Here is a 24,033-nt window from a genome sequence, read left to right on the forward strand (position 1 = left end):
GTTATTTCTGCATTTTTAGATACTTATCTACTGAATGCCTGCCCGAACCATAGAATAAAAAGAAAATACATACCAGGAGTACTGTAGAGGATACAATAAGATTGGTAGTATTCATCTCACCAATAAAGTTTATCACGAAAGCTCCCAGTAGAATTGGTAACTGCGCGATGATCGCCCATCGGGTTAATAGTCCGAATACGATCAGGGCGCCACCCACAAAATGTGCCGGAGCGATATAATGCACCAGCATCATGTCCCCGAGAACCGGTTTCACTGGTTCGTAGAGTTCCAGAAGTACAGGAAGATTGGACATGAAATAAACCCCCTTATAGAATAAGAAAACGCCTAGTGCAACACGCAATAGATCCAGTGGATAATAGGTATGCCTGTTGGCCCATTTATTCAGTGTTTTAATTGTTCCCATGACTAAATGATTATAATTATCTTACTGTAAGATACTCATTTTTAATAAGATAAAATTTAAATATTGTAAACTTTCTAAAGTCTGTTTTTATAACAGATGCCTTTCTAGTCAATTTTATCAGGCAATATGGAAGAAGAATTTGGTAACTTCAGATAGTGAAAGCTTATCCATAATTATACAACTATAATATTCTTATTACTATTCTCGTAGTTAGGTTTCTTTTTTTCTTCTGAAGCAGTAGAAGCATCTTAAGTTGGTTGAATCAGGTCCCATAAATTTCCGTACAGATCGGCAAAAACTAATACTCTACCAAAACTCTCATTTGAAGGTTCCCTTACTATCTCAACATTATGCTTTATTAAATTCTGATAGTCTCTATCGATGTTATCGGTATACAGAAATAGAAATACACGCCCCCCGGTTTGGTTTCCGATGGCATTTTTCTGCTCTGTGTTAGCTGCTTTGGCCAACAATAATCCACAGTGGCCAGATCCTTTCGGCTTTACAACTACCCATCGTTTCGACGGACTCAACACTGTATCCTCCAACAGTTCGAAATTTAGGATGTTCACATAAAAGGCAATGGCTTCATCGTAATCACGTACTACTATGGCGATCTTATTTAAATATTGGTTCATGTTGTTTTCCTATTGGTAATTCGATAAAAGAGGAGGGAAGCAATAAGTCCGATGAATGAAAAACCAGCCAGGATCCAGAATACGTATTGCTGGCCTGGTTCGCCCGGATATTCATCCAGGAAATAGCCTATCATAGGGCCCGCGAAGATATCTGGAGTGTAACCAATAAATGATACTACGCCAACAGCTGTACCCATCAGTAGCAGTGGGATGTTCCCTTCGTTAAATACGGCAAAATATAATACACGGGCCGCATACACTCCCATGGCTATAATGATAATAGAGAAGAAAAAAGTTAGAGCATGATCAGGCCCCAGGAGGCCGGATGCAAATATTACCGCACCTGCGATCGACAACAAAAAGCCCACGATGAGGTAGACGGATGCCTTCGCACGATCGGCCAAAAATCCAACCAGCACACCTACCAGCGGCCTCATGTACAACAGGAATGTTCCGGTCTTGGCAGAATCTACTTCAGAAAAAAGCATGACCTCCCTAGCGTATAACGAGAACACATCGGTAGTTTTGTATCCTACATAGGCACAGAGAATGATGATCATGAGCAACCAGATAACCGGCATGCTTATTACGGTCTTGATATCTTCGGCTGAAATAGTTTCTTTTAAAGGTACAACTTCGTCTTCATGCCTGAACTTGAGAAAGAAGAAAACGAAAATTCCAATTAGTGCTACTATGGCAGACGAAACCAGAATCACATAACCAAATGCTTCCTCTCTTAACTCCGGGGAGGTTTCGGTGGCATTTGCATCAATAAATAATGAAAAAATAAAGACACCTAAAGTTCCGAAGGCAGCACCCACCAATCCGCGCCCACCGTCTAAAAATCCGAAAGCTTTCCCCTGACTTGAAACGCCGCCCCAAATACGGGTGGCCTTTATCATGGCTGCCCAAAATAGAAATATTGTTGTAAAACCCCAGTAGCCATAGAGGATCTTCATGAGGAAATAATCGGGAAAAGTTGCCATAAAAACTCCTCCTGCAGCCGTTAACCAGAGTGCTACTGCCATTAGTTTGGCAGGTTTAAATCTATCGGCCAATACGCCGCCAAAGAGATAGGAGATCAGTGCCACGATCCCATAGGTGGAAAAGCAGATACCTAGAGATACGTTATCCAGTTCGAAGGCCGCTAAGAAGGTAGGTCTGAAAACCCGCGCAAGCACAAATGGTAATATAAAAACGGCCTCCCCGGCGAGGATGAGCAACACGATTATATACCACGGCTGTTTCACCGGCTGGGATGGATTCATCTTTTTTATACCTGTATCACCCCTAGATTAAAATCTTTCTCAATGGGTGCGTGGTTTGCCGCTTCTATACCCATGGAGATCCATTTGCGAGTATCCATAGGATCGATCACGGCATCGGTCCATAAATGGGCAGCTGCGTAATACGGAGATATTTGCCGGTCGTAACGGGCTTTAATTTTGTCGTATAGTTCTTTTTCTTCTTCGGAAGTGATCTTCTTTCCTTGTTTTTTGAGGGATGCCGTCTCGATCTGCAGTAGAACCTTAGCCGCACTATTACCACTCATCACGGCCAGTTCGGCACTAGGCCAGGCAACTATCAGCCTAGGATCGTAGGCCTTACCACACATAGCGTAATTACCGGCACCGTAAGAATTACCTATAACGACAGTAAATTTAGGGACAACACTGTTACTAACCGCATTAACCATTTTTGCGCCGTCCTTTATTATACCTCCGTGTTCGCTTTTACTGCCTACCATAAAGCCGGTAACATCCTGAAGGAACACCAACGGAATTTTCTTCTGATTACAATTTGCAATAAAGCGAGTGGCTTTGTCGGCACTATCACTATAGATAACACCGCCAAACTGCATTTCTCCCTTTTTTGTTTTAACCAGCTTACGCTGATTAGCAACTATACCCACAGCCCAGCCATCGATTCGGGCGTAACCCGTAAGAATGGTTTTGCCATATCCTTCTTTATATTCTTTAAATTCTGAATTATCCACCAGCCGCTTTACAATTTCGAGCATATTGTATTGATCGGCTCTGGATTTGGGCAGGATCCCGAAGATACCGGAAGGATCTTCCACCGGGTCCTGAGGGTCGATTCTATTGTAGCCCGCCTTGTCGTAGTCACCTATCTTAGAAACAATACCCTTTATGGTATCCAGCGCATCTTTATCGTCTTTTGCTTTATAGTCTGTTACACCACTGATCTCACAATGAGTGGTGGCACCTCCCAGGGTCTCATTATCGATGGATTCGCCAATAGCCGCTTTTACCAGATAACTCCCGGCTAAAAAAATACTCCCGGTTTTATCTACAATTAAGGCTTCATCGCTCATGATGGGTAAATACGCTCCACCAGCCACACAACTCCCCATCACAGCGGCAATTTGAGTAATTCCCATACTGCTCATCACGGCATTATTCCTGAAAATTCTGCCAAAATGTTCTTTATCGGGGAAGATCTCATCCTGCATAGGGAGATAAACACCGGCACTATCTACAAGGTAGATTATTGGTAGCCTATTTTCCATAGCGATCTCCTGAGCCCTAAGGTTCTTTTTCCCGGTAATGGGAAACCAGGCGCCGGCTTTCACCGTGGCATCGTTAGCAACTACAATACACTGTTTACCAGCAATGTAGCCTATCTTCACTACAACTCCTCCACTGGGACATCCTCCGTGCTGCTCATACATACCATCTCCAGCAAAGGCACCAATTTCGATGCTGTTAGAATTCTCATCGAGTAGGTAATTTATTCGTTCGCGCGCGGTCATCTTGCCTTTGGCGTGATGTTTTTCTATACGCTTAGGGCCGCCTCCTGCTTTGATCTTGGTAAGTCTTTTGCGTAAATCGGAAACAAGTAATTTATTATGATCTTCGTTTTTATTGAAGTTAATATCCATGCGCGTGATTCATTTGCTCAAAAATACAAAAGTGTAGTATTATGCTTAGGATATTATACGATTAATTAACGATATTTGTTGTTGCTCTCTAATTAACAAAATATGATGAATAAAAATACAGTTTTAGCCTGGGCCACATTTATTATGATCGTCGTTGGGATTGGCCTGATTGTTCTTGGAGCCTTTAAATATGAAGATGTTGCCGGTTGGGGATTTGCCTCGGTGGGAATAGGTTTTTTTGCGATCGCCTGGGTTTTTAATGCCCTCAAAGGCCGGGTATAGTTCTAATATAATTTAATTCTAAAAACAAAATGTCCGACGATAAGAAAGTTATCTTCTCCATGTCCGGGGTTTCGAAGACCTATCAAAATGCACAAACTCCGGTATTAAAAAATATCTACTTAAGTTTTTTCTACGGTGCCAAGATTGGGATTTTAGGTCTCAACGGAAGCGGTAAATCCACTTTACTTAAGATCATCGCAGGGCTGGATAAGAACCACCAGGGCGATGTTGTATTCGCACCCGGCTATACGGTAGGATATCTGGAACAGGAACCACAACTGGACGAATCTAAAACAGTAATAGAGATCGTAAAAGAAGGGGTAGCCGACGTAGTTGGAATTCTGGATGAGTACAATAAAATAAACGATATGTTTGGTCTTCCGGAGGTGTACGAGAATCCGGATAAGATGCAGGAATTGATGGATAAGCAGGCGAAATTGCAGGATCAGATAGATGCGTCTAATGCATGGGAACTGGACACCAAACTGGAGATCGCCATGGACGCACTTCGTACCCCTGAAGCCGATAAACCCATAAGTGTTTTGTCTGGAGGGGAACGACGACGAGTTGCCTTATGCAGGCTCTTACTTCAGGAACCGGATGTTCTGCTACTCGACGAGCCTACTAACCACCTGGACGCGGAAAGTGTACATTGGCTGGAACATCATTTGGCCCAATATAAAGGAACAGTGATAGCTGTAACTCACGACCGTTATTTTCTGGATAATGTCGCCGGCTGGATATTAGAATTGGACAGGGGAGAAGGAATTCCATGGAAAGGAAACTATTCTTCATGGCTTGAACAAAAATCGAAACGGCTTGAACAGGAGCAGAAGCAGGCGAGTAAGCGTCAAAAAACCTTAGAACGCGAGCTCGAATGGGTTAGAATGGCTCCCAAAGGAAGACAGGCAAAACAGAAAGCCCGTCTAAGTAATTATGAGAAGCTAGCCAGCGCAGATCAGAAACAACTGGACGAAAAACTGGAGATCTATATTCCCAATGGCCCCAGGCTGGGTACCAATGTTATCGAAGCGAAAGGAGTTTCGAAAGCATACGGTGACAAGCTGCTGTACGAGGATCTGAACTTTAAATTACCACAAGCGGGTATTGTGGGAATTATTGGCCCCAACGGCGCCGGTAAAACAACTATCTTCAAAATGATCATGGGGGAAGAAACCCCGGATAAAGGTACTTTCGAAGTAGGAGATACGGCCAAACTTGCCTATGTAGATCAGGCACATTCTAATATCGACCCCAATAAAACCATCTGGGAGAACTTTAGCGATAGCCAGGAACTAATCATGATGGGCGGACGACAGGTAAATTCCAGGGCCTATTTAAGCAGGTTCAATTTCAGCGGAAGCGAACAGAACAAAAAAGTGAGTATGCTTTCAGGTGGGGAGCGGAACAGGCTACACCTTGCCATGACCCTTAAGGAGGAAGGAAACGTACTTCTTTTGGACGAACCAACCAACGATCTTGACGTAAACACTTTGAGAGCACTGGAAGAAGGACTGGATAACTTCGCCGGGTGTGCTGTGATCATCTCTCACGATCGATGGTTCCTCGATAGAATTTGTACTCATATTCTGGCATTTGAAGGGAATAGCCAGGTGTATTTCTTCGAAGGAGGGTTTAGTGACTACGAAGAAAACAAGAAGAAACGATTAGGCGGAGATCTCCTTCCGAAAAGGATCAAGTACAAGAAACTCATTCGTTGATATATTAGTTTCAGCAGGAAAAATCATATGATCACTTTTTCAGTTTATGCTTAGCCAAATAAAAGCAATAGCCTTCGATGCCGATGATACCCTTTGGGTGAACGAACCTTTTTTCAGAAAGGCAGAAAAGGAGTTTTGTGAATTGATGAAAGATTATATCGATGAAGAACGATGTAATCAATTCTTGTTCGAAATTGAAATGCAGAATTTACCCCTTTATGGCTATGGCATTAAGCCCTTTACTCTTTCTTTGATAGAAGCCGCGATACGGTTTTCAGGTGGAAAAATTTCCATAGACGGGATCAATACCCTTATTGAACGCGGAAAGGAAATGCTGGACCAGCCCATCGAGATCCTCGACGGCATTCCGGAAACCTTACAGAAGCTCAATGGGGATTATCGCCTGGTGATGGCTACCAAGGGCGATTTACTCGATCAGGAAAGAAAGCTAATAAAATCGGGCCTTGAGCCTTATTTTCATCATATCGAGATCGTTTCAGACAAAACAGAAGTGCAATACAGCAAACTGGTAAAGCACCTCGATGTGAAGCCCGAAGAATTCCTTATGGTGGGAAATTCGGTGAAGAGCGATATTTTACCCGTGTTAAATATAGGGGCACATGCTTTCCATATTCCGTTTCATACTACCTGGGCTCACGAGGTAGTGAAAGAACCTGTGGACCATCCTAATTACAGACGTCTTAATTCGGCTTCGGAAATGTTATTGCAGCTGGGCATTGTTTAATTATTTCTGAAGAATCTCTACCTGGCAGACCGCTGTTTTTACTTACATCTGGTCCTTCGTCCGCGACGAATATTTTAGGTTCGAATACTTCCGAAGTAAACTTCCTAAAAATTACGTAAGAATCATTTAGACTCCCTATTTTGAAATTCGGTGCTTTATCGAGTATCTTTAACCTTCTCAAAAAAATCCAAATATGAAAAAAGCATTTCTGCTATTTTTAATACTAATTACAACTTCAGCCACACTTCAGGCACAATTGCAAAAGAAGTTCGAATATTTAGATGTTTTTCAACTGGAATATACCGCCGATCCTCAAATTTCTCCCGATGGGAATTACATAATCTACAGGCGTACCGGTTTCGATATCATGAAAGATCGCGCCAAAGGCAATTTATGGCTACTAAGCACAGATAACCGGAAAATACATCACAAGCTCACCAGTTTTGAAGGTAATGAACGCCAGGCCCGATGGTCGCCCGGAGGTGATAAAATAGCTTTTGTGAGAAGTACCGATGAGGGGAGTGAGATCTTTCTCTACTGGACCGAAACGGGAGCCACGGCAAAATTAACCCAATTGGAGGGCAGTCCATCCTCCCTTAGTTGGTCACCCGATGGCAAGCAGATCGCCTTTACAATGAAAGTAGATGCCAAAGCGCCTGTCATCGCCAAGATGCCGGAAAAGCCAAAGGACGCGAAATGGGCCGATGCCCCCAGGATCACCGATCGCCTGAAACATGAAGCAGATGGATCCGGTTATATAAAGCCCGGGTTTACCCATATTTTTACCATCCCGGCAGAGGGAGGATCACCAAGACAATTAACAAGTTGGGACAGAAATCACAGTGGGAGTTTGTCCTGGTCCCCAGATGGTCGCAGGATCTTCTTTTCCTCAAACCTCAATGAAGATTGGGAATATGATTTCAGAAACTCCGAGATTTATGCCATCAACACCGAAACGCTGCTGTATGAAACATATACAGATCGCCCTGGGCCGGATAATACGCCAAAAGTTTCTCCGGATGGAAAATGGGTAGCTTCTGTGGGCTTTGCCGATAAAGTTCAGACCTATCAAACAAGAAAGATCGAACTGATGGATATTAAAGGGGAGGGTAAAAGAATCCTCTCCGAAAATCTCGATAGAAGCGCCGAAGATATTACCTGGGATAGCGAAAGTAAAGGATTGTATTTCCTGTACAACGACAAAGGATTAACAAAATTAGCCTACATCGATCTTAAAGGAAAAGTAACGGACATTGTAGATAACGTGGGCGGGACAACCCTAGGTCGTCCGTATTCCAGCGGTAGTTTCTCTGTGTCAAACAACGGAAAGATTGCCTATACCATCTCGTTTCCAGACAGACCTGCAGATGTAGCTGTAATTGAGAAAGGGCAAAAACAACCTAAAGTGCTTACTTCGGTCAATAAAGACTTACTCGACTATCGAATGATGGGGCCGGTGGAAGAAATGTGGTATAAATCCTCCTTCGATGGAAGAGATCTACATGGGTATTTAGTGTATCCTCCCGATTTCGATAAGCGTAAAAAATATCCGCTGCTCGTTGAGAATCACGGTGGTCCAATTTTAAATTACGGACCCCATTTTTCGGCAGAAATGCAGCTTTATGCTGCTGCCGGATATATTGTATTTTACCCCAATCCCCGTGGAAGTACCAGCTATGGAGAAGAATTCGGGAACCTACTATACAATAATTATCCGGGTGAAGACTATATCGATGTGATGGACGGAGTGGATGCGGTGATTCAAAGAGGTAAGGTACATCCGGATCAATTGTATGTTACCGGTGGAAGTGCAGGCGGGATTATGACAGCCTGGATAGTTGGGAAGACCAATAGGTTTAGGGCTGCGGTTGTGGCTAAACCAGTGGTAAATTGGATAAGTAAAACTCTGGTTGCCGACAATTACTACGGTTATGCAGACTCTCGTTATCCGGGGCAACCCTGGGAAAATTTTGAGGGGTACTGGAAATTTTCACCCCTTTCTCTGGTGGGGAATATAGAAACACCTACTATGGTGATGGTAGGTATGGACGATCTAAGAACTCCTCCCAGTGAAGCGAAGCAGTTATATCATGCTTTAAAGCTTCGGAAGATAGAGACCGTGCTGGTGGAAATACCAGATGCTTCCCATGGGATCGCATCGCGGCCAAGCAATCTTATAACCAAGATCGCACATACGCTGGCCTGGTTCGAAAAATATAAGGAATAAGGTACTTAAGAAATTATTGAGGCTATTTTTTATAAGTTCAATTCCATCTTTATATTACTTCGTTTGTATGGGCTGTTAGGTTCTACTTCAATTTCTTGAAAACCAAACTTACGGTATATATGAATGGCGTTTTCCAATATCGTATTGGAATAGAGTATAAGCTTTGCTTCCCCAAGTTCTTTAGCGTGATCAATACAGTATTGTAGTAATTGTTGCCCTATTCTCTTTCCTCGCTGATCGGGTAAAACAGCCATTTTGGTTAGTTCGAGAAAGCCGCTATGATGCTTCATTAAGGCGACTGTTCCCAGTACCTTTTCACCTTCCTTGGCGAAAAAGATGTATCCACCGGGCCCCAGGATATATTTTTCCGGATTACTTAGAACTTCCCTATCGAAATCTTCAACGTAGAAATAAGTTTCCAGCCACTCGATATTCAAGGCGTAAAAGTCTGATGCATAGTCTTTTTGATACGGAATGATCTGGAGGTTCATTCTTACATTTTAGAATTTATATATTCGATCGCTTCAGCCTCTTTCTCAAGCGTGGATTCGTATATGGATTTTGCTTTCGCCATGATATCTTCGGCAAAGCCCCTATCTTTTATATCCTTTGCATTAATCCTTACATTAAAATATGCCCCTAGAACCGCAGTCCTGGCACATAGTACTCCTACGCCTGCATCAGACAGAGAGGAGGGAAGCCCATCTTTCATCATCTGTAGCATAACTTCAATGGATTGATGCGATGTTTCCATCACCTCAAAAGGAATTTGAGTTGCGTATTTAGTGGCTTCTTCGATGGCTTCACGGCGTGCCGATTTTTCCTCGTCTGTTCCCTGTGGCATTCTGAAACCTTCAATGATCTTATTAAATGCATTGGTATCCTCGTCTACCAGGTACAGCAATTTCTTCATATAAGCTTGTCCTTTTTCTGCCCATTCTGAAAAGTATTCCCATTTATCGTCCCAGCCTGCTTTGTGTGCAGATAAATTGGCAACCATGGTGCCCAGGGCTACTCCCAGACTTCCCACATATGCCGAAATAGAACCTCCTCCCGGGGCTACCGATTCTCCGGCGGTCTCATCTGCAAAGTGTGTTAATTTAAGGTCGACAAGCTTCTTATCATCACTATCGAGCATATATTCGATGATCTTTTCATTTGGGTTGAAAGGCTTAAGATCGTCCAGTCCCAGGGATTTTACTGCAATCTTGATCTTTTCACTTTCGGAAACACCCAGCGATCTATTTTGTTTTACAAGGAAATAGTCTGCCGCATCCAGCATCGCTTGTAAAGGGATAAGACCAATTAATTCTGAACCTGTTACTCGAAGTCCGCGGGCTTCGGCTGCCTTACAGGTCTCATCGAAGGCAACGTGCATTGAAGTGATCGAGATATTGGTAAGGTTATAGGAGATCTGAGCGATCCCATACTCTTCGATATACCAGCCAATTCCCTTTACGGCTTTAAGCTTTCCGGGTATCCGAATCGGTTCACCGTTCTCGTCCAGTACCTTCTTTCCGGTAATTGGATTCCCTTCCCGTTTTACTCTTCCGGCCTCTCGAATATCGAAGGCTATAGCGTTTGCACGCCGTGTAGAGGTAGTGTTGAGGTTTACATTATAGGCGATCAGAAAATCCCTTGCCGATATAGCAATGGCACCGGTGGTGGCCACATTTTTATTGAATTCGGCTGGCCCAAAATCCGGTTTCCAGGATGGATCGGAAAGTTTTTTAGGTAATCCTTCGTATTCTCCGGAACGGCAGTTTGCTAGATTTTTTCTTTTATCTTCTTTGGCGGCACTTTCATAAAAATATCCGGGAATACCAAGCTCTTTTCCCACCCGTTCGCCTAATTGATGGGCGTATTTTGCCGTTTCTTCCAGGCTAATGTTGCGGATAGGGACCAGCGGACAAACATCGGTTGCACCAAACCTAGGATGCTCCCCCGAGTGTTTGCTCATATCGATGAGTTCTGAAGCCTTTTTAATGAGTAAAAATGCGGCATCGATAACTTTGTCGGGTTCGCCTACAAAAGTGATCACAGTTCTGTTGGTGGCCTTACCAGGGTCAATATCCAGCAATTTAACACCATCTACTGTTTCTACGACTTTGGCGATCTCATTGATCTTTGCCATATCCCTTCCTTCACTAATATTGGGGACACATTCTATAAGTTGTTGTTGCATTGTTAAATTTTTTTCGAAATATATTTTTAATTAGTTATATCCTGAATAAGGTAAGCCAGAGCCTTACCAACGGTGTTATTTTCGGTTTTGTTTGGAATGGCCTCACATATATGCACATAGGCAGGAACCGGATTTGTTGCAAAATAGCGTGCAAATTGCCTTGCCTGCTTAAAGTTAAATCCGGAGGGTGTCATGGCACTGCTAGGAAAAGATTCGATGGCGTCGACGTCGATCTCTAGTCCGAAGCTACCGGACCTTATAAACTGCTTTGCCAGTTTTATCGCCTGATAGAAAGAAGGCTTCTCTTTTATCACAATGTCCTCAAAGAAATAGAAAGCGATCCGGTTCTTAAATTGTGCCATTCGGTCGTAGACCTGTTGAGAGGTATAACTTTTATGAATTCCGAAAATGGCATAATTATTCAGATATCCTTTTTCCATTGCATAGGAAAAAGGATTACCACTATGGCGATGTTCAAGGGGTTTAAAATCGCTATGTGCATCCATGTTGATCACATTTACGGCTTTCCCCAGGGCATCGACTGTACCTTTTAATATTCCGAAGGCATTATTATGGCCACCACCAATCACTATAGGGATCTTACCGGCGGAGACTACCCTGCGAATAAGTTGAGAGACTTCCAGATCGATCTGTTCTACCAATTTTCCTATGGTTTCCCCAAAGGCGTCACCATCAGGATCAAGCATATGGGCAGTCCTCATTTCTTCCCGGCAGTTCAATTCACCCAGGATGATCACATTTTCCGGTTTGGTTAGTGAATTAGCCTGCATATTGAGAAGAGCATTTAAACACTCATGCCATGCTTCTGAAGTGCCTTTCTTTCCGAAGTTAGCCAGAACACCTATATCTTCAGGTATGCCCAGGATTACGTATTGTGCCTGATGAGATTCAAGATCATCCAAGGAAGGTACAGTACATACCTTTTCGCCATATTTTGTTTCTCCTTTCCGGAGTTTGGTCAGGGAGATCAGATAATTTTTATCGTATAGACTGAGTTTACTCATACAAGTTCCCCGTTACAAATTACCTGTTCGATATAATTACTTCCGAAGGAATACGGAAGGAACCCATAAGAAGGAATTTCCTTGGTAATTATAAGATTGGCCTTCTTTCCTTTGGTGATGCTTCCATGCGTGTGGCTTAATCCCATGGCATGTGCAGCATTGATAGTTGCAGCGTTTATGGCTTCTTCGGGCGTTAATTTCATTTTTATACAAGCCGCTGCAAGTACAAAATTCATATTACCGGTGGGTGAGGAACCCGGGTTAAAGTCGGTCGCAATTGCCAGCGGAATACCGGCATCTATCAAAGCTCTTCCCGGCGTATAGGGGATACTTAGGAAGAAGGAACAGGCGGGTAGTGCTACTGCTATGGTATTGGAATGCTGAAGCTCTCTTATATCATCATCACTTACTATCTCCAGGTGGTCCACGGAAAGCGCATTGTGTTTCACCCCAACAGCCACTCCACCAATGCTGTTAAACTGATTTACGTGTATCTTTGGGGTTAGCCCGTATTTGGAGGCTGCGGAAAGTATCTTATCGGTATCTTTCACCGAGAAATAACCTTCCTCACAGAAGACATCAACATAATCGGCTAGATTTTCGGATGCCACAGCGGGTAACATTTCATTACAGATAAGATCCACATAGTCGTCTTTTTTATTTGTGAATTCCTTCGGAAGTGCATGTGCCCCTAAGAAGGTTGTACGTACCGTAACCGGATAGGTTTGCCCGAGTCTTTTTGCCACGCGTAGCATTTTAAGTTCGGCTTCTGTGGTGAGACCGTATCCGCTTTTGATCTCTATTGCTCCCGTCCCCAATTTCATTACTTCTTCCAGGCGTTGGGCCGATTGCGCGAACAGATCATCTTCGGAAGTTAGCTGTAGTTTTTCGGCACTATTGAGAATCCCACCGCCTTTAAGGGCTATTTCCTGATATGTGAGTCCGTTGATTCTATCGACAAATTCCTGTTCCCTATTTCCGGCAAAAACGATATGCGTATGCGAATCGCACCACGACGGAAGTACGATCTTTCCGCTACAATCTATAGTCTTATCAATGTTTCCTTCGGGCTGTGCCATCATGCTTCCGAAGTCTACTATAGTATCATCTTCTATGAGAAGCCACGCATTTTTTAGAGTTGGCAGATGCTTCATTTCACTGCCTTTTAGCAGGTGTGTGGATGCGTCCCTAATTTGTAGTAATTCCTTAATGTTGGTTAGCAAAACATTCATTGGCTAAAGATAGCAAACCTGAAAAGGAATTTATAAATTAGTAGGGTAAAAAAAATCTTTTGAAATGAAATCGAAGTCACCCGGTGTGAATACAATTTGCACCCACGTAGGAGAACTAAAAGATGAGCAATATAAGGGAGCTATCTCGCCTTTGTATATGTCGAGTTCGTACGCCTATGAGAATGTGGATGTAAAGCGTTATCCCAGATATTTCAACACGCCAAACCAGGAAGGTCTGGCTAAAAAGGTGGCGGCTTTAGAACATTGTGAAGCCGGACTTATATTTGGTAGTGGAATGGCGGCAATTAGTCATACTATGCTGGCATTTTTACGGCAGGGAGATCATGTGGTGGTTCAGAAAACTATTTATGGAGGAGCCTATAATTTTATGGTCGAAGAACTTCCTAAATACGGAATTAGTTTCGACTTTACGGATGGTTTTACAGAAACCGACTTCAGAAATAAAATAAAACCAAACACAAAAGTAATCTATGTGGAAACTCCGTCCAATCCACTAATGTTGATCACCGATCTGGAAATGATCTCCAGGCTGGCTAAGGAATATAGGCTCGTATCTATGATCGATAATACCTTTGCCACACCAATAAATCAGACGCCTGCCGATTTCGGGATCGATATTATGATCCACAGTGCGACCAAGTATATGGGAGGCCATAGTGATATTTGTGCAGGAGCGGTGGCCGCTTCAGAAGAACATATAAAAAAGATCTGGAATGTAGGGAAGAACCTGGGAGGGAGTTTAAGTGATTATACGGTTTGGTTACTGGAAAGAAGTATGAAGACTATGGGAATTCGGGTTAAGGCACATAACCGGAATGCCCGAAAAATAGCGAGGTGGTTGAACGATCATGAATTAGTACAAAAAGTATATTATCCCGGATTGAAGGAACACCCGGACCATGAGCTCGCAAAGAAGCAGATGAAGGGTTATACCGGGATGCTTTCTTTCGAATTAGTATCTGGAGTAGATCCCAATAAATTCATGGAATCCCTTTCAATGATCAAGCAATCTATGAGTTTAGCCGGGGTGGAATCCACTATCCTGTCTCCGGCAAAGACTTCGCACGCATTATTGAGTGCAGAAGAAAGAGAACGCCAGGGGATTTCGGATGGTTTATTGCGATTTTCGATAGGTATTGAAAATAAAAACGACCTAATTGCCGATCTGGAACATGCTTTTAGGGAAGTTTCCAAGAATCGGTTACAAAAATCACTTGTATGAAACTAGACATATTAGCGATTGGGGCTCATCCGGATGATGTTGAAATGAGTTGTGGGGCCACCATCGCCAAGGAGATAGCAGCGGGAAAAGTTGTGGGAATATTAGACCTTACCCGAGGTGAATTAGGTACGCGTGGAAGTGCCGAGATAAGGAGTAAGGAGGCCAAAGAAGCGGCTAGGATACTAGGAGTAGAGGTTCGTGAGAATTTAGGTCTTTCAGATGGGTTTTTTCAGAATACCAAAGAGGCGCAGTTAGCAGTAATAAGGATGATTAGAAAGTATCGTCCGGAGGTTGTATTGTGTAATGCGGTTGAGGACCGGCATATCGATCATGGAAAGGGAAGCAAGTTAAGTAGTGATGCCTGTTTTTTGAGCGGTCTCCGTAGAATTGAGACCGAATTAGATGGTGAATCTCAGCAGGCATGGCGACCAAGGCATGTCTATCATTATATACAATGGAAGGAACTTGAGCCCGACTTTGTGGTGGATGTAAGTGGTTATATGGATAAGAAACTGGAAGCTGTGTTTGCGTATCGGAGTCAGTTTTACGACGAAAATTCGAAAGAACCCGAAACTCCCATCTCGAGTAAAAATGCTACAGAAAGTCTTAGGTATCGAAACCGAAATCTAGGAAGGCTTATAGGGACTGAATATGGAGAAGGATTTACCGTAGAGCGTTATACGGCGGTAAATTCGGTATTCGATCTTATTTAAAATTTAAATAATAGTATTGCGGAAGCAGGGGAAAAGATTTATATTTGCCTCCGCTTTTATCATAAAAAGCAAATGGTGGTTGTAGCTCAGCTGGTTAGAGCGCTGGATTGTGGTTCCAGAGGTCGCCGGTTCGAACCCGGTCTTCCACCCGTTAAAGCCTTCAGCGTAAGTTGAGGGCTTTTTTTGTGGATAATGAGAAAATGAAAAGAATTATTGTAAAGGAACTGATCTTATTTCAGCCGGTCCTTGAGGAAAAGTTTAACGATAAGTTTTTCCCATAGGTTTTTAGGGGTTAGTTGAATTCCCATATATCGTAAATTTTCCGCTTTGTTTATTGCAGTAAGGGCAAGTATGATGAGTACTACTATAGTTAGTATTAATGTGAAAATCAACCAATTCATAGGATCAATTTAATTTTGTTGAGGTTTTTGAATAAAAAATTTTCCCGGGAGTTATCCCGGGAAAATAGAATGTTGACCTATCAATAAGTAACCTCTTAACATGTTTAATTAATTATGATCAACAAACATTCACTGATTAGTTAGGATTATTGTAATAACAAATGAGAAACATAAAATCCAAAAGTTCAGTTTTGTTATAAATTAATATTAGTAATGGGTTGGATATGAGAGCAGATTCGTCATGAAAATCCACTCTCAGATTCTTTTAATTATGTCCGGCTTGGTGCAAACCTAAAAATTACCTATTAAAAGCGCGAGGGACATATCATTGATCTAAGGGATCAGATGATGTATTTTAAAAGAACGTTATCCAACTTATTGTCGAGAATTAAATAATTTAAATTCTATCGTGCTCTTTCCACATATTCAATTGAAAAATACTGGCTTGAACAAATTGTGTTGTTGGGTATTTGTTCAAATTCTGAGAACAGAATTAAGATGAAAGAGAACCGTAATTTTCCAAGGTGGACTGACGAACCTAACTCTTAATTTTCGACTGTTGAAAGATACTATTGCGGGACAAGCTCACCTAAAAACAATCATCTACATTTCATCTATATAGACTCTATATTAGCTCTACATATTTCTAATTTCACAGTTTCTTAATGCAGTAAACATGAATTTGTGTTAGGATTATGCTAAGATTGGATTGGTCCATTTAATAACCACTTGTGAATTAAGGCTTCATATAATTATTAAGAAGAAATACAACTAATTTACCAGTATTACCTCTTGGTGAGATTTTGGTTTTACTCTTAAAGCAAGATGATTTTGATCAATTATTTGGTAAGGGAGGGTTTGACTATAGGTTTATTAAAAGTACCTCCCCCTAAATCTAGTAGAAAAAGGGGGAGGAGTCAAATTACCAGTACGTTTGCCAAAATTAGGCACAGATGGCAAGGAATATCGCAAGGTTATTGACTTGTGGGGATATCCATTCATCATCGTGCTCATTACATGAGGTTGAATCAGGTACCGTAATTAGCTACATAAGCAGGCGAATTGAAAAGCCGAATCTGATTTTTGCTTAGTTTCCAGCGATCGTATAAAGTGTCTATTTTATCGCAAAGTTGTTTTACCAATCGATCCCTGGTTTGTCTTAAGGAGACGTAGTTGACAGGTTGATCCAATTGAAACTCCAACAGATCTTTAGGAGTACCTGAACAAAAAATTCGATCCAGATATAATTTGGTTTTATGTTCAATGTACTGATCAAGGTCATTGGCCTCGTTAATCATATAAATAAATACGGTGTCCATATGCGAGGAACTGTTATTCATCCTAATAAAACGTTCTAACCTGCAATAATCCACATCGGGATACTTTTCTATTAGAATTTTTGATAAAAACAGGCCATGAGCAGCATGGGAATCAATCAAAACAATTTTCATAGTCTATTATTTTAGTTAAATATTGTGGCTTGTTGTTTACATGCCACATTTTTTTACCAAAGTTCAAATTAGATCAGTGATCCTTGTAACCACCGGTATGAAGTGGGGCGACTACTTACATACCGGTATTACAATTGCGGGGCAAAACAGGATGATCTAATTTTCATGAGGTGCATTTAATTATGGTTTTTACGTCACTTGATAGTTGAACAAAGTATTTACCGGAAGCGAAATCATCGAGAGAAAATCCAGGAGACTTTCCCGACTCAAAAACATCTATGATCTCGATTATATTTTCGCTGTCATCGATAATGGCTAATTGTGAGGAGTTAATAACTACTGCACTAAGAAAGCTTGTACTTCTTATGGGGTTTAAGTTTGTTTCAGGGCGTTTTAATCTTGTGTGATACACAGGTTCTAGTTGTAGAGTTGACATAACTATTGGCTTTAGTTGATTTTTCCTGTCACAAACATAGTTGGCAACCTATTACCAATCAAAAAAAGCATATATACAACACCTATACACCGCTTATACATTATATAGACTAAATCATTATATCTGTAAATAATGTCACATTTATAAAGGGGTCGGAAGAAAATTTAAATACAGAATTATCACATTATTTTTAGCTAATATGCTATTTAAACGGAACCAATATTCTAAAAAGTGAAGCAGTTGAAAACTAATCTATGCCATCAAATAAAAAAGGGCCGTTTTTTAATTAGTTAAACGGCCCATAACACTTCCAATATGGAAAAATCATGCTCAATAATAACAAATAACACTGGCTAACCAGGTACATGTATCAACACGAACTAGTGGAAGTGAATCTAAAATAAGAGCTTACACTACTTGGTGGCTTTGCTAGAAACCAAAAAAATCTGAAACCCACCTTTATCTAGGTGGATTTCCAACATGATAACAATGAGGCATATAATGTATGCCACGTTCAATATTAAACTATAGGCAAGCTAAGCCCTTTTAATGATTTAGTATTGTGAAGAGTATTCGTTATTCCTATACGTAGATTACATAAACCATCTACTAATTTAGAGATCTATGACGTAAAATGTTGATAATAAAATAAAAGGAGGTTGTTTTAAACGATCACAAGCTTTTGATAAAGCCATCCAGATCGTCATCCGCAGACAAGCCTAATTGATGGCGTAATCTAGATCTGTTTTGATACACAGAAGTAAGTACGATGTTCTGCATCATGGCGATTTCTGAATTATCTATTCCCAATCGGATTAGCGAGCATAGTTTTATTTCAGATTTGGTAAGATGTGGAAATTGAGTTTTTAGTTTCTGATAAAATTCATTACTTAGATGATGTACCCGATCATTAAAGGCAATGATGGACTTTTCAGCCTTTACCTTATTAAAAATCTCGGTTTCTAGGTGTTCGAAGGCTTTATTTTTATCTCTGCCGGTACATTTCTTGATATATTCAATTTGAACGAGTAATTCTTTTGCCCACTTTTGATTATATGAAATGTTTAAAGCAAAATCTATGAGATCTTGTTTCTTAGCATCAATTTCGGAAGCAAGAAGTTGATTTTTAAGTTGCTCGTTATTAGCTTTTTCTTCCTCCAGGATCCTGGCAGATCTGGCTTGGCGAACGCTATGCCTAAACCTTGAAATAAGAGTGAATATCAATAAGCCAAGAGACCCTAAAATTAAGAGTAAAAGCCAATAGATTAATCGACTTCGTTCTTGTTGTTCTAACCTCAGTTGCTTTTCCTGTAAATAAAAATTTCTTGATCTTTCCAGAGCAATATCCTTTAATCTCGAGAAATAACTAAACTTTATGTCCTTATTTACATTAGCAACACTATCTATTAGGGAGTGTGCTTTGGTAGCATAACCGTACGACTTTTCATAATTCCCTTTTATTAGATAGTAGTCCTCCCAGGTTCGAGCCAACAGGATCTCATTCTGCTCTTTATTGTAATACGCTCCAAGTGAGTCCATCTTTTTTTCTATATTGGGTAAAAACGCTCCTGCAAATTCCAGATTTCCCATTTTAATTTCTGCTCCGGCCCATTGTATTCCGGAGCGCATCCAACGTTCCTCATCAAAATATTTCTGATAAAACTCAAAGTTTTCTAAGAAAAGATCCCTGGCCTTGGTGTATTCTTTTCGCTCCATATGAATTAGGGCTATATTATCGTACATACTACCCTGTAATATTTCATAGCCATCATACTTATCTTTTGGAAAAGAATACACTTTCTTAAAGTAACTCATGGCCAGATCGTATTCCTTAAAATATGTAAAGAAATAGATTCCTGCATTGTTGTAGGCGGAGAGTTTGAATGGATGCGTGGGTTGTTCCTCGTAATAGTTTATTAGCTCTCGGTTGATGCGTTTTAGACTATCCAGATCATTTTTTTCAATGTAGGCATCAGACATCAGTTTATAAATTATCGTCACATAGGGGTAATATTTTAATTTTTTGGCAAATGGCAATCCTTTCTTACCCGTTTGCAGGACCATATCGTATTGATGATTATCGGCAAACCCTTGTATAAAGATCAAATAAAACGTATTGAGAAGTGTATCATTGGTGACCCCTTTCAGTAAGTCGAGCCCTTTATAATAATCCATCACATCCGGCGGATTTTCTCTATTATAGTCTTTTTGAAAGGTTTCCGATAAGAAGGTTTCGAATTGCTGGTTGATCTTATCTGTATTCTGCGCTAAAACATCGCCCGAAACATGAGAAAAGCCTAATACTAGTAAGCATGATAAAATTAATTGCCTTTTAAACATCATTTTGTGTTAATAGAAACTAAGCAAAGTACCATATGTTCTTATTTCATGAATTCGGGGATATTCAGTTAACAAATGTAAATATGCTGGTTCGACTAAGGTAGTAATCATTACGGGCCATACATAAATTTGGATATATACTATTCATATACAAGTATGGGTTTAGGAATTAGAAAGCCAATAGTATCAGGCATTTAACCGAAATTAAAAAATCGGAATAAAGGCGTATAAAATCGGATTAGAACTCGAGATTCGCTTCTTTATTTGCAAGAATACAATTACGTCAGGAATAAGAATAATAAGGAAGTACTCGGTAGATTCACTAAAAAGTAAATCAGATTTCAGAAATAAAAGTGTCCAGATCCTGATCCTGTATAAGTTTCATCCTGGTTCTTAATCTGGACCTATTTTGATACACTGAAGACAAATTTATATTCTGAATGAGCGCAATTTCCGGATTATCAATATTTAAACGGATAAGTGAGCACAATTTAATTTCCGATTTGGTGAGATAAGGAAATTGTTGCTTTAGGCTATGATAAAATTCGTTACTAAGCAGATCGACTCTATTCTGAAAATCGATAATTTCTTCCTCTGCCATCACTTTATTTTTAATTTCCTTCTCAAGTAATTCGTAACCCTTTCCCTTAGACCTCCCTTTTAATTGCTTGATTTCTTTTATCCTCTCTAATAGTTCTTTAGCCCATTTCTGATTGTATGAAATATTTACGGCAAAGTCCACAAGATCTTGTTTTTTTGAAGCTATTTCGGATTGTAAAACTTCGTTCTTTAATTTCTCAACATTGGCTCTTTCTTCCTCAATGAGTTTGGCCGCCTTTGCCCTTCGCACGCGGAATCTATAATGACTCATAATTACGAAAATAAACAGTACAAAAGCCGCGATAGACATGATTAGGATCCAGGTAGTTACTTCCGATTTTTCCTCTTCTTTCAACCTTAGAATTTTTTCTTGTTCATAAGATTTTTTAGATCGATCCATTACGATGCGCGAAAGATCTGTCTGTGTGTCGAACCTAATTTTTTCTTCTACTCTCTCTATACTATCCTTTAATCGACTAGCTTCATTAGAATATGAAATAACTTTTTTATAATCGCCCAAAGCTTTGTAATATTCTTCGTAAGTATGAGCCAGTAGGATACGGTTATATACTTTTTGAGGATAATTTCCCAGGGAGTCCATCTGCGTTAAAACATGTGAAAGTATTCGATTTGCCTCTGGTAGATTTCCAAGCTTGATGTCTGTATCTGCCCATTGGATCCCGGCTCTCATCCATCGCTCACCGTCGTTAAAAGCAGGATATATTTTTAAATAGTTATTGGAAAAATAATCTCTCGCTTTATCAAATTCACCTTTCCTCATGTGAATTAGTGCAACATTATCGTATACGCTCCCGGCGAAATGTTTATGCGTTTTCAATACCTCGGGATATTCTAGTATTCTATTGAAAAAATACATCGCAGAGTCGTACTCCTTTAAAAATTCTTGATAGTAAACACCTACATTATTGTAGGCGCTGTATTTCATAATATGATCAGAATTCTCATTATCATAATAAGCAACAGATTCGGCACATATCCTGCGAAAATTGTTCCTGTCATTATCCGATATATAGGTCTTTGCTAAATGAACATAAGTAAATGTTATATTCATATAGTCCTTTTGTTTTTTTAAAATTGGTAGGGCCTCCTCTGCTAGTGAAACTAATAACTCGGTTTGGCCTGAATCACCGTAGTGGGCTAAAAATATATTATAAAATTGTACGCGCAGACTGTCACTTTCTATGTCCTGGACAAGGTCGATACCTTTATAATAATCTATAGCATTTAATGGTACACCTGTTCCTAATTTTTGATTTAAGCCGTCAAGAAAAGTCGTAAATTCTTCTGTACTTTTATTCTCGGTGTAGGATTGTGGGTATAGCGTAAGATTAGTGCATAGAATTATACACATAAGAAAAGTCCAAAAAGGTGTTTTATCGTTAACTATCATTAACACAAAGATATATAACACATTTTATACACAAATTCCTTCGTTGTTGAGTACGCATGATTCCTATAATGGCTAACTAACTTCATGTACTTATAAGTTTTTAATAAGGCAATTGGAGATAATTGAATAGTATAAGGATCAATCAAAACATAATCACTAAATATTCCGGGCACGAACCGTTCTACTTAGTGTTCATCAAATTCATTCTTCGTTATAGCATCAGTGAAACAACCTGTAACGTAAGGCAAACGATAATATAAATAAATAACATAACTACTAGTATTTTTCGAGGCCTAACAAACTTTTCCTTTTGATAGAAAATAATAAGATGTACCATACATGAAAGTGGGATTGAGGTTAAACTTTACTATTTATAATTTTCCGAAAGACTTGAAGTTCCCGGCTTTATTAAATCAAATCCTCTTAAACTCTATTAATTGTCGATATATACAATAACTTGAATGTGTATAAGCTTACAGAGCTTTTAAAGTGATTTAAATCGATTTTGGCTAATCTAAAAAGGAAGGAAATAGTTTGCTAAAATTCTATATATCAATTATATATACAGCATCTATTATATAGATATAATAATTGAAGATATGAGGGTGGTTCCGAAATTGAGAAAGGAGAAGTGAATTGGGTAAAAAGTTAAGTAAAGAGGGAGAAAATCGCATAAATAAAAAGAGCCCTTCTTTGGAAGGGCTCTAAGAATACATAACCTCTAAATTATGATTCTCTAATCACAGCCATACTGCAATCAGTTTTTAATGTCATTTATTTCTATGAAAACCGAGGTTTTCGTATACAAACAGTTAGACAATGTAATAAAATCTGAACAATCTGCTCTACAATTCAAGCTTATTAACATTTTGTTTAGGAATTGTTATCGACTATGCATATCCCTTAAATTAACACCACATCGTGGCATTATATAAGCTATTCCTTCTTTCCAAGTTTATCTGCGACGATCCTGTTCTCCCTATTCGATACTTCCCAGGCGGTCTGGAAAATAAGACGGGCTCTTTTCGCCAATAGATCGTATTCTATCTTATCCGGCGTATCGGTAGGTTTGTGATAATCCTCATGTACGCCATTAAAATAAAAGATTACCGGAATATTATTTTTTGCAAAATTATAATGATCGCTACGGTAATAAAAACGATTTGGGTCGTTTTCATCATTAAATTTATAATCCAGTTCTAACTGTATATATTTATCATTAACAGCTTCCGAGACATCATGAAGCTCCTGGCTAAGTTTATCACTACCAATTAAATACACATAGTCTTCATCACCTGCTTTATCCGGATCTATCCTACCAATCATGTCGGTATTAAGATTGCACACAGTATTCTCTAATGGAAAAATTGGGTTCTCGGTATAATATTTCGATCCAAATAAACCAATTTCTTCCCCCGTAACGTGCAAGAATAAGATTGATCGTTTAGGGCCATTTCCATCACGAACCGCTTGTTGAAACGCTTCGGCGATCTCAAGCAAAGCCACAGTACCACTTCCATCATCATCGGCGCCATTATAAATATCACCGTTCTCTCGCATACCCACATGGTCGTAATGCGCTGAGAGGACTATTATTTCTTCCGGCTTTTCCGAACCTTTTATAAAGGCAACCACATTCTCCGAGTCTGTCTTTATCCTTCTTCCAAGGTAACTGGCAGGGATGGTCTGGTAATAGTTGTTCTCTTCAATTGGAGATTGAATTCCCTGATCCATATAAAAATTCCGAAGGTATTCAGCAGCTAATTTCTGGCCATCCGTTCCTGTCATTCGTCCTTCCATTTTATCACTGGCAAACGTATACAAATGAGTTTTTAGCTCTTCAGCAGTGATCGTATTAGCATAGTCAACTCGAGTTGAAATCTTTTGTATGCTCTTTGTTTGCGCCGAATTACATGAAATTGTTAAAACCGATAAGGCTACAATGAGAATATGTTTCATTCTAATTTTAATTTTTGAATGGCTAAATATACAGGAATGATGCTTGGGCTTTGTGAAAATTATGTGAAAATCGGTAACCCACATAGTAAAAAATATAT

18 protein-coding genes and 1 tRNA gene are annotated in these 24,033 nt (G+C 40.0%); 7 read left to right on the top strand and 12 right to left on the bottom strand.

What is annotated here, in order from left to right; all coding sequences use genetic code 11:
- Window position 1: 1 nt before the first annotated feature.
- The 4 genes from C5O00_RS10845 to C5O00_RS10860 form a co-directional block, all read right to left on the bottom strand.
- Window positions 2-424 carry a DoxX family protein gene (locus tag C5O00_RS10845; RefSeq protein ID WP_105216870.1) on the bottom strand — a complete coding sequence of 141 codons (423 nt, stop codon included), beginning with the start codon at window positions 422-424 and terminating at the stop codon, window positions 2-4.
- Window positions 425-672: 248 nt separating this feature from the next.
- A complete protein-coding gene (locus tag C5O00_RS10850) occupies window positions 673-1,062 on the bottom strand; it encodes a VOC family protein (protein ID WP_105216871.1) in 390 nt (129 codons plus the stop codon).
- Window positions 1,059-2,330: an MFS transporter gene (locus tag C5O00_RS10855; RefSeq protein ID WP_105216872.1), complete on the bottom strand. Its 1,272-nt coding sequence runs from the start codon at window positions 2,328-2,330 to the stop codon at window positions 1,059-1,061. The genes C5O00_RS10850 and C5O00_RS10855 overlap by 4 nt, the downstream gene beginning before the upstream one ends.
- Window positions 2,331-2,335: 5 nt before the next feature.
- Window positions 2,336-3,964, bottom strand: a complete 1,629-nt coding sequence (locus C5O00_RS10860; protein ID WP_105216873.1) for an acyl-CoA carboxylase subunit beta — start codon at window positions 3,962-3,964, stop codon at window positions 2,336-2,338.
- Between the two features lie 105 nt (window positions 3,965-4,069).
- Here C5O00_RS10860 and C5O00_RS10865 point away from each other — a divergent pair, with 105 nt between their 5' ends.
- The 4 genes from C5O00_RS10865 to C5O00_RS10880 all read left to right on the top strand — a co-directional run bounded on the left by C5O00_RS10865 (window position 4,070) and on the right by C5O00_RS10880 (window position 8,939).
- Window positions 4,070-4,246: a CAL67264 family membrane protein gene (locus C5O00_RS10865; RefSeq protein ID WP_244593049.1), complete on the top strand. Its 177-nt coding sequence runs from the start codon at window positions 4,070-4,072 to the stop codon at window positions 4,244-4,246.
- A gap of 29 nt (window positions 4,247-4,275) precedes the next feature.
- Complete coding sequence (gene ettA / locus C5O00_RS10870) at window positions 4,276-5,967, top strand: energy-dependent translational throttle protein EttA (protein WP_105216875.1); 1,692 nt, start codon at window positions 4,276-4,278, stop codon at window positions 5,965-5,967.
- A 46-nt stretch (window positions 5,968-6,013) separates the two neighbouring features.
- The gene (locus C5O00_RS10875; protein ID WP_105216876.1) at window positions 6,014-6,712 is read left to right on the top strand and encodes an HAD family hydrolase; all 699 of its coding nucleotides are present in this window, start codon (window positions 6,014-6,016) and stop codon (window positions 6,710-6,712) included.
- 193 nt (window positions 6,713-6,905) lie between these two features.
- Window positions 6,906-8,939, top strand: coding sequence for a S9 family peptidase (locus C5O00_RS10880; RefSeq protein ID WP_105216877.1), 2,034 nt, complete (start codon window positions 6,906-6,908; stop codon window positions 8,937-8,939).
- A 29-nt stretch (window positions 8,940-8,968) separates the two neighbouring features.
- On the opposite strand, the gene C5O00_RS10885 is transcribed toward C5O00_RS10880, so the two are convergent.
- The 4 genes from C5O00_RS10885 to hutI are packed head-to-tail and all read right to left on the bottom strand — an operon-like array spanning window position 8,969 to window position 13,381.
- Window positions 8,969-9,430 carry a GNAT family N-acetyltransferase gene (locus C5O00_RS10885; RefSeq protein ID WP_105216878.1) on the bottom strand — a complete coding sequence of 154 codons (462 nt, stop codon included), beginning with the start codon at window positions 9,428-9,430 and terminating at the stop codon, window positions 8,969-8,971.
- Between the two features lie 2 nt (window positions 9,431-9,432).
- The gene (ftcD, locus tag C5O00_RS10890) at window positions 9,433-11,124 is read right to left on the bottom strand and encodes a glutamate formimidoyltransferase (RefSeq protein ID WP_105216879.1); all 1,692 of its coding nucleotides are present in this window, start codon (window positions 11,122-11,124) and stop codon (window positions 9,433-9,435) included.
- A 26-nt stretch (window positions 11,125-11,150) separates the two neighbouring features.
- Window positions 11,151-12,149 (bottom strand): formimidoylglutamase, encoded by a 999-nt coding sequence (locus C5O00_RS10895; RefSeq protein WP_105216880.1) that lies wholly within the window; start codon window positions 12,147-12,149, stop codon window positions 11,151-11,153.
- Window positions 12,146-13,381, bottom strand: a complete 1,236-nt coding sequence (gene hutI / locus C5O00_RS10900; RefSeq protein ID WP_105216881.1) for an imidazolonepropionase — start codon at window positions 13,379-13,381, stop codon at window positions 12,146-12,148. The genes C5O00_RS10895 and hutI overlap by 4 nt, the downstream gene beginning before the upstream one ends.
- Before the next feature lie 64 nt (window positions 13,382-13,445).
- On the opposite strand from hutI, the gene C5O00_RS10905 reads away from it, so the two are divergent.
- From C5O00_RS10905 to C5O00_RS10915, 3 genes are all read left to right on the top strand, one after another.
- Window positions 13,446-14,624, top strand: coding sequence for a trans-sulfuration enzyme family protein (locus C5O00_RS10905; protein WP_105216882.1), 1,179 nt, complete (start codon window positions 13,446-13,448; stop codon window positions 14,622-14,624).
- Window positions 14,621-15,337, top strand: a complete 717-nt coding sequence (gene bshB1, locus C5O00_RS10910; RefSeq protein WP_105216883.1) for a bacillithiol biosynthesis deacetylase BshB1 — start codon at window positions 14,621-14,623, stop codon at window positions 15,335-15,337. The genes C5O00_RS10905 and bshB1 overlap by 4 nt, the downstream gene beginning before the upstream one ends.
- 74 nt (window positions 15,338-15,411) lie before the next feature.
- Window positions 15,412-15,487: transfer RNA gene (locus C5O00_RS10915), tRNA-His, on the top strand.
- Between the two features lie 1,279 nt (window positions 15,488-16,766).
- On the opposite strand, the gene C5O00_RS10920 is transcribed toward C5O00_RS10915, so the two are convergent.
- The 4 genes from C5O00_RS10920 to C5O00_RS10940 all read right to left on the bottom strand — a co-directional run bounded on the left by C5O00_RS10920 (window position 16,767) and on the right by C5O00_RS10940 (window position 23,935).
- Complete coding sequence (locus tag C5O00_RS10920) at window positions 16,767-17,189, bottom strand: hypothetical protein (protein ID WP_105216884.1); 423 nt, start codon at window positions 17,187-17,189, stop codon at window positions 16,767-16,769.
- Window positions 17,190-18,297: 1,108 nt separating this feature from the next.
- Window positions 18,298-19,968, bottom strand: coding sequence for a helix-turn-helix transcriptional regulator (locus C5O00_RS10930; protein WP_158676835.1), 1,671 nt, complete (start codon window positions 19,966-19,968; stop codon window positions 18,298-18,300).
- A gap of 331 nt (window positions 19,969-20,299) precedes the next feature.
- On the bottom strand, window positions 20,300-21,976 hold the full coding sequence (locus C5O00_RS10935) for a tetratricopeptide repeat protein (protein ID WP_105216887.1): 1,677 nt from the start codon (window positions 21,974-21,976) through the stop codon (window positions 20,300-20,302).
- A 936-nt stretch (window positions 21,977-22,912) separates the two neighbouring features.
- Window positions 22,913-23,935 carry a M28 family metallopeptidase gene (locus C5O00_RS10940; RefSeq protein WP_105216888.1) on the bottom strand — a complete coding sequence of 341 codons (1,023 nt, stop codon included), beginning with the start codon at window positions 23,933-23,935 and terminating at the stop codon, window positions 22,913-22,915.
- Between the last annotated feature and the right edge of the window lie 98 nt (window positions 23,936-24,033).

The sequence above is a fragment of the Pukyongia salina genome (assembly GCF_002966125.1).
In the GTDB taxonomy this organism is placed as follows: domain Bacteria; phylum Bacteroidota; class Bacteroidia; order Flavobacteriales; family Flavobacteriaceae; genus Pukyongia; species Pukyongia salina.